The organism is Ramlibacter sp., from assembly GCF_028292805.1.
GTDB lineage: Bacteria > Pseudomonadota > Gammaproteobacteria > Burkholderiales > Burkholderiaceae_C > Ramlibacter.
This window is the reverse complement of record NZ_JAQGLS010000067.1, coordinates 1-7,084: the sequence shown is the minus strand read 5'-3', so window position 1 is coordinate 7,084 and position 7,084 is coordinate 1. Positions and strand designations below refer to the sequence as shown.

The following is a 7,084-nucleotide window of genomic DNA, read 5'->3' as shown; positions in this document are numbered from 1 at the left end:
CAACAGCTACAACATCCAGGACATCGCGCGGGCGCTGGAGCCGGACACGCCGGTCAATGAGCACAGCCTCTGGTACCAGTACTACTTCCACTGCGAGCGCGAGCGCGGGCGCGCCGGGCCGGCCAGGCAGCGGCGCGCGCTCCCGCGGCTGCTGTGGCAGCTGTGGTCGCCCAGCTGGGCGTTCGACGACGCGGTTTTCGAACGTTCGGCCGCGGCTTTCGACAACCGGGACTTCGTCGACGTGGTGATCCATTCCTACCGGCATCGCTACGGCCTGGTGACAGGCGATCCGGCCTATGCGCAGATCGAACGCCGGCTGGCGGCGCAGCCCGGCATCGGGGTGCCCACGATCAGCTTGGACGGCGCCGACGACGGCGTGCGCCCGCCGGCCGCGGCGGCGGTTCATGCGCACCGTTTTTCGGGCCGGCGTTCGCACCGCGTGCTGCCGGGCGTGGGCCACAAGCTGCCGCAGGAAGCGCCGCGGGTGTTCGCCCACGCGGTGCTGGAGCTGGTGCGGGCGCGGCGCTGAACGCGCCGGCTCAGGCGCTCTCGATGCGCACCCGCCCCAGGTGCTCGCCCAGCGCCTCGATGCGCGGCTGCAGCTCGCCTGCCGACGCGTGCAGCGCGTCCTGTTCGACGATACGGCTTTGCCGCGCCGCCCAGTGCAAGCCCATGCTGCCCAGCCCGCCGGTGGCGCGGTGCGCCAGGAACTGCAGGTCCTCCCGGTCGCCGCTGGCCAGCGCCGCGGCCATGGACGCGATGGTCTCGCGCTGGGAGCGCACGAAGCCGGGAAAGACCTCCAGCCATTCCGGGTCCACCACCACGACCTCGTCGTCCGGGCGCGCGGCCAGGTCACCGCCGCTGACGCCCCACCCGGACGGCTCCGCCGCCTGGCCGGCCAGCCCGGCCTCCAGCTCGCCCAGCGTCGCCAGCAGCGCATCGCGGCTGACCGGTTTGGCCAGGAAGCGGTCGGCGCCGGCCCGCAGCGCCCGGGCCGCGGAAGCTTCGTCGTCGTTGCACGACAGCATGATCACGCTGCAGCGGGGCACGCCAGCGTGGGCGGCCTCGTGCTCGCGCACCCAGCGCACCGTCTCCACCCCGCTCTTGAGCGGCATCTCCATGTCCAGCAGCAGGTAGTGCGGCCATTGCCGCAGCATCGCCTCGATGGCGGCGTGGCCGTTGGCGGCGGTCTCGACCTGGAACGGCGGGCTGGGCAGGAAGCGCCGGTGCACCAGCCGGGTGAACTCGTCGTCGTCCGCCAGCAGCACGCTGCGCGCCGGCATGGCCTGGTCCCACTGCGTCGCCGCCTGCTCGGCCGGCGCCGCGGCCAGGACCGTCGCCGCCTCGTCCTTCAGGGGCCGCAGCGTCAGCGTCAGCGTGGTGCCGGCCGCCATGCCGGTGCGCAGCCCGAGCTCGCCGTGCTGCGCCCGCGCCATCAGCCGGGCCGAGTAGGTGCCCAGGCCGGTGCCGCCGCTCTTGCCGCGCGTCACGTACTTCTCGAAGAACTGGCCGACCACCTCGGGCGGCACCTCGCCCGGGTTGTGCACGGTCAGCCGCACCGGCTCGCCCGGATGGACGGCGACGGTGACGCGGTTGCCGGCGCCGGCCGCCTCCACGGCGTTCTTGACCAGGTTGGCCACGATCGAGTAGCACAGCAGCTCCTCGGCGCGCACGTAGACCGGGCTGCGGTTCGAACCCTGCAGGTGCAGCAGCACCCCGGCGGCCCCGGCGTACGAGTGCAGGTCCACCAGCACGCGCATGGCGACGTCGCGCAGGTCGACGGCCTGCGGGCGCAGGTCGTAGCTGCCGGTCTCCATCCGGAACAGGCCCAGTGACAGGTTCACCATCTCCAGCATGCGAAAGCTCGCGCGCTGCAGCACGCCCACCAGTTCGCGCTGGCTGGTCGTCAGGCGCGGCTCGTCACGCAGCAGCCGGGTGGCGCCCAGGATGGCGTTCAGCGGCGTCTTCAGGTCGTGCCGCGACATGCGCTCCACGTCCTCGCGCAGGCGGGCGTTTTCCTCCAGCGTGCGGTTGCGCTCCTCGGCGTTGAGGGCCTGGCTCAGGCGCCGGCCGATCACCACCGCCGGCGACAGCAGGAACAGCGCAAAGCCGATCGGCGCGAACTTGCGGTCCGGCCCGGGCGCGTCGATCAGGACCAGGTCGAGCGCCAGCGTCACCAGGATCGCCAGCATGCCCACCAGCAGCACCCGCGCGTCCACCGGCGCGCGCCGCTGGGCCCGCACCATGGCGGCCACCACATAGCTGGCCACCAGCACGGCGATCACCATCCCCGGCAGCAGGGAGTAGGAGTAGATGGCGGGCGGCAGCGCGACGATGCCGATGCCGGCCAGCACCAGCAGCCCCACCACCAGCTGCACCACGCGGCGGTTGATCTCCTGCGGGAACAGGTCGCGCAGCGTCACCAGGAACAGGGCCATCCCGGCCACCCACGACAGGTATTCCACCCGCATGTACGCCAGCCACGACAGCTCGCCGCCCAGGGGCCGCAGCAGCAGCCGCTCGCCGATCATGTCCGTGTAGACCGCCATGCACAGGCAGAACAGGCCGAACAGCAGCGGGATCCGCTCGCGCCGGCGCACCGCCGCGAAGATCAGCGCCACCACCGCGGTGAGCAGGTAGGTCGACAGCTGGGCGGCGGCGTAGGCCAGGCGCGACTCGCGCTCGCGCGCCAGCACGTCGGCCGGCCCGGCCAGCAAGGGCCGCACGAAACCGCCCGCGCGATGCTCGAAATTGGCCACGTGCAGGGTGATGCGCAGCGGACAGGCGAACTCGCGGCTGATCGGGATGCGGGTGTGGACGGCCGCGCGGGTCGCCGCCGCCGATGTGCCGGGGATGCCGTGGGCCGCCACCTCGGTGCCGTTGACGAACAGCCGCGACGCCGTGCGCTGGCCAACGGCCTCCACTGCCAGCGCGCTGCCGCGCGGGCAGTCCACCTGCAGCGCGAAACTGCCCCAGCCGTTCTCGCCCTGCGGCTTGCCGCCGCCGGCCAGGGCGTTCCAGCTGGAAGGCACGGGCGCGAAGACGCGAGTGGGCAGTTGCTGCCAGTGCGGATCGAGGTACTGCTGCCAGGCAAAGCCCCAGTCGCCCTGCAGCGGCACGGCATCCGTGGGGGCGGCGGCCAGGGTCATGTGGCCCTGCGTTGCCCGTGGCTGGGCGGCGGCCGGGCCGGCGCCGCCCAGCAGCAAGCCGGCCAGCAGGGCGATGAGCGCCTGGACCCTCACCCGGAGAAACCGCCCTCGGCGATGAAGCGCTCCTCGGGCGCGGTGCTGGTGCGCCCCAGCACCGCGTTGCGGTGGGGAAAGCGGCCGAAGCGGCGGATGATGTCCTGGTGCTCCAGCGCATGGGGCAGCGTGTGCGGCAGCTGCGCGCTCTTCTCGACGCAAAGGGCCTGGTCGGCCGGGTCTTCCGAGTGCATCAGCGGCATCACCATGAAGCCGCGCAGCTCCGGCGGCACCTGGTCATCGAGTCCGCGCGCCAGCGCGGCGTGCGCGATGCGCAGGGCCTGCGGATCGGTCGCGTACATGCGCGGGCTGCCGCGAAAGGCGTTGCGAGGCAACTGGTCCAGCAGGATCAGCAAGGCCAGCGCGCCGTCGGCAGTCTCGGCCCAGCCGTCCAGGTCGCCGCTGGCGGCGCGCTCGTGCAAGGCCAGGAAGCGCTCGCGGAAGGCGGCGTCGAAGCCGGGATCCTTGGTGAACCAGCGGCTCGGTCCGGCGTCGCGCCAGAAGGCGACGACGGCGAGAGCTTCAGAAGTGGGCTGGGACATGGCGCCCGACTCTACCGGACTGCCAGCCGCCCTACCAGAGCGCGCTCCGGTGACGAGTTCCGCGCCCGCCTGCACCGGTGGTGGCGCGCCGCCGGCGCATGCGAAATGCCGAACCATTGCAGGCATGACAGCCGGCCCGGTGCGTTGGCTGATCCCGGCGCGCGCGCCAAGTCATCGCCGCGGCTTCGGACGACGCGATCTTCGCCAAGGACATGGAAGGCCGCCACCAGTCGCCAACCCCGACCTGCTGCCCAGCGGCGCGGTCGCTGGTTGCACATCCGGCTGCGGGTGACGAATTCATCGCCACCCGTGGCCCACCAGCTGCGCAAGCCGCTGGCGACGATCGGCACCGGGCTGGAGTTGCTGCGCCGGGTCGGCGAGCTGCCGCCGGCGGCGGTGCGCGCGCGCGACATGATGCGGCGCCAGTTGCGGCATCTGGTGGTGCTGGTGGACGACCTGCCGGACGTCGTGCGCGTCAGCCGCGGCTGACGCGGGTGGTCAGCAACCTGGTGGGCAACGCCGCCAAGTACACGCGCCGCCGCCGGCCTGATCGAAAGTGCAGGCCGGGCTGGAGGGCGGCCAGGTGGTGCTTCGCGTGATCGACAACGGCGCCCGGCATGGACCGCGTCACGCGGCCCCACGCGTTCGACCTGTTCAGGCAAGGCGGGGGCAGCGCGCTCACCGGTCTGGCCAGCACGGCCAGCTTCGCCTGCTGGCAGACGTGCAGGACGGTCGCCACCGCGGCGGGCCCGGTGGCCAGCATGGAGGCCGGCACCAGGCTGGCCAGCCGGGCGCGGACGGTCGGTGGCAGCCTCATCGGTCGCCTGCCTGGCCGCCGCCGGTGCCCGCGGCGCGCAGCGCCCGCGCCAGGCTGGCCGCGTTCCACGGCTTGGCCAGCATCTCGAAGCCGTGGCGCGTGATTTCGTCGAGATGCTCGGCGTAGCCGGTCATCACCACCAGGTGCAGCCGGGAATGGCGCTCGCGCACGTAGCGTGCCAGCGCCAGGCCATCCATCGCGCCCGGCATCACCACGTCGGTCAGCACCGCGTCGACGGCGCTCGGGTTGGCGTCCAGCCAGACAATGGCGGGCGCGGCCGCGTCGAAGTGCCGCACGGTGCAGCCCAGCGCCTGCAGCACCGGCTGGACCGCCGCCGCCACGTCGGCGTTGTCTTCCACCAGCAACACCCGCAGGTCCAACGCCGACTGCGCCGCTTCGTCGCGGCCCTGGGGCGGCGGCGGGCGGCCCTCCTGCGCCGGGAAGTACATCGCCACGGTGGTGCCGGCGCCGGGCGTGCTGCGGATCTCGGCGTGACCGCCCGAGCGCTGGCAGAAGCCGTAGACCTGCGCCAGCCCGAGCCCGGTGCCTTCGCCCACCGGCTTGGTGGTGAAGAACGGCTCGAACACCCGGGCCAGCAACTCCGGCGCAATGCCGCTGCCGCTGTCGGTCGCCTCGATCACGACGGCCGGCCCCGGCATCAGCCCGGGTGGCGGCGCGTTGCGGGCCTGGAGCCGGAAGCTGCCGCTGGCAGGCATGGCGTCCTTGGCATTGACGGCCAGGTTGATCAGCGCCAACTCCAGCTCGGCCAGGTCGACCTTGATCGGCGCGGTGTCCTCGGCCACCACCACCACCAGCGGCACCTGCCGTCCCAGCACCGGCGCCATCAGGTCCTTCAGCGAGGGCAGCAGCTCCTGCAGCCGCACCAGCTCCGGCGACAGCGCCTGCCGGCGCGAGAAGGCCAGCAGCTGGCGGGTGAGCTTGGTGGCGTTGTCGACCGCGCGGGCGATGGCCTCGGTCTGCTTGCCGGCAGCCTGCGGCTGCGTCAGCTTGAGCATGTGCAGGTTGGCCGAGATCACCATCAGCGCGTTGTTGAAATCGTGCGCCACGCCGCCGGTCAGGCGACCGACCGCCTCCATCTTCTGCGCCTGCCGCAGCGCCTCTTCCACCTGCACCCGCGCGTGCGACTCCTGGTGCAGCCGGCGCGCCGCCTCGCGCGCCTGCCCGGCCCGCTTCATCGCGGCCAGCGCGGCGATCAGCAGGCCCAGCACCGGCACCAGGGCGAAGGCGCCGATCAGGCCCATTTCGCGCAGCCAGCCGCTGCGGATCGCGCCCAGCTCGAGCCCGGTGCCCAGGTACACCGGATAGTCGCCGACGCGGCGAAACAGCAGCAGCCGCTCCTGCCGGTCCAGCGAGGAGACGCCGCGGATGATGCCGCTGGTTTCGCCGCGCAGCACCCGCGACAGCACCGGGCTGCTGGCGGCCATCTTGGGCGGCGCCAGGCGCAGCGGCGGCCAGCGCGAATAGACGATGCCGTCCTGGCGGAACATGGTGATGGCCAGGCCCGGTTCGTCGGCCGACAGATCGGCGTGGAAGCGGGCGAAGTACGCCGGCGCCAGGCTGACCGAGACGGTGCCGGCGAACCGGCCGTCGGGGCCGGTGCGGCCCCGGCTCATCTCGAAAACCGTCCCGCCGTCGGTCAGCTCGGAAAAGAACAGCGGCCCGTTGCCGCGCTGCTGCGCATGGAAGCGGAACGACTCCAGCGCGGCCGCCCACTGCCCCTGCGAGGGCGGATGACCGCGGCTGGTCGCCACCAGCGCGCCCTCGGCATCGGTGACCCGGATGGCGCGGATCTGCGGCTTGTCCCGGGCCAGCTCCCTGATCTGCGCGTGCAGCCTTGCCCGGTCCTGGTTGCCGGCCGCACCGTTGCCCCCCGCCAGGTCGCCGATGTGGCGCAGCAGCGTCTGGTTGGTCTCCAGCACCTTGAGCGCGTGCTCGTTGGCGATGCGCAACGCCCGGTCCAGGCGCACTTCCGCTTCGTCGTGCACCTGCAGGTAGCGGTAGTAGCCGAAGATGCCCAGCAGCGCCAGCGGCACCAGCATGCACAGCAGCATCAGCATCCGCAGCGAGCGGACGCTGGCGGTGGCTTCCTCCTCGCTGCTCGGCACCGGGAGCGCAGCGGGGGCGGCGTTCACGCGCGTTGCTCCAGCTGGACGCGGCGCAGCGTGTCTTCCAGCACGCCCAGGTCGACCGGCTTGGTCAGGTGGTGGTCGAAGCCGGCGGCCATGGCCCGGCGGCGGTCTTCCGCCCCGCCCCAGCCGGTCAAGGCGATCAGGTGCACCCGCGCCAGCTCGGGGTGGGCGCGCAGGGCCCGCGCCACCGCGTAGCCGTCCATGCCGGGCAGGCCGATGTCGAGCAGCACGACCTCGGGCCGGAAGCCGGCCGCGGCCGCCAGCGCCTGCGGCCCGTCGTGCGCCTGCCGGGTCTGCATGCCCAGCATCTCCAGAAAGGTCGCCAGGGTCTCC

6 protein-coding genes and 1 pseudogene are annotated in these 7,084 nt (G+C 72.9%); 2 read left to right on the top strand and 5 right to left on the bottom strand.

Annotation, left to right across the window (positions count from 1 at the left end):
* Positions 1-529: pseudogene (locus JWP65_RS03535) on the top strand (alpha/beta hydrolase); the annotation flags it as partial.
* 10 nt (positions 530-539) lie between these two features.
* On the opposite strand, the gene JWP65_RS03530 reads toward JWP65_RS03535, so the two are convergent.
* Positions 540-3,242, bottom strand: coding sequence for a response regulator (locus JWP65_RS03530; protein ID WP_299760398.1), 2,703 nt, complete (start codon positions 3,240-3,242; stop codon positions 540-542).
* Entirely contained in the window at positions 3,239-3,784 is a 546-nt protein-coding gene (locus tag JWP65_RS03525) for a DUF924 family protein (protein WP_299760396.1), read from the bottom strand. Before JWP65_RS03525 ends, JWP65_RS03530 begins: the two co-directional genes overlap by 4 nt.
* A 309-nt stretch (positions 3,785-4,093) precedes the next feature.
* On the opposite strand from JWP65_RS03525, the gene JWP65_RS03520 reads away from it, so the two are divergent.
* Positions 4,094-4,273, top strand: a complete 180-nt coding sequence (locus JWP65_RS03520; protein WP_299760394.1) for a histidine kinase dimerization/phospho-acceptor domain-containing protein — start codon at positions 4,094-4,096, stop codon at positions 4,271-4,273.
* On the opposite strand, the gene JWP65_RS03515 is transcribed toward JWP65_RS03520, so the two are convergent.
* From JWP65_RS03515 to JWP65_RS03505, 3 genes are all read right to left on the bottom strand, one after another.
* Entirely contained in the window at positions 4,260-4,601 is a 342-nt protein-coding gene (locus tag JWP65_RS03515; protein WP_299760392.1) for a hypothetical protein, read from the bottom strand. The two genes, JWP65_RS03520 and JWP65_RS03515, sit on opposite strands and share 14 nt — an antisense overlap.
* Complete coding sequence (locus JWP65_RS03510; RefSeq protein WP_299760390.1) at positions 4,598-6,754, bottom strand: hybrid sensor histidine kinase/response regulator; 2,157 nt, start codon at positions 6,752-6,754, stop codon at positions 4,598-4,600. Before JWP65_RS03510 ends, JWP65_RS03515 begins: the two co-directional genes overlap by 4 nt.
* Positions 6,751-7,084, bottom strand: a 334-nt coding sequence (locus JWP65_RS03505) for a response regulator (RefSeq protein ID WP_299760388.1), incomplete at its 5' end; no start/stop codon positions are given. The genes JWP65_RS03505 and JWP65_RS03510, both read right to left, overlap by 4 nt.

Bases quoted from the DNA above. Each gene is read 5' to 3' on its own strand.
- JWP65_RS03515 (WP_299760392.1), bottom strand. From the start codon at position 4,601: ATGAGGCTGCCACCGACCGTCCGCGCCCGGCTGGCCAGCCTGGTGCCG.
- JWP65_RS03525 (WP_299760396.1), bottom strand. From the start codon at position 3,784: ATGTCCCAGCCCACTTCTGAAGCTCTCGCCGTCGTCGCCTTCTGGCGC.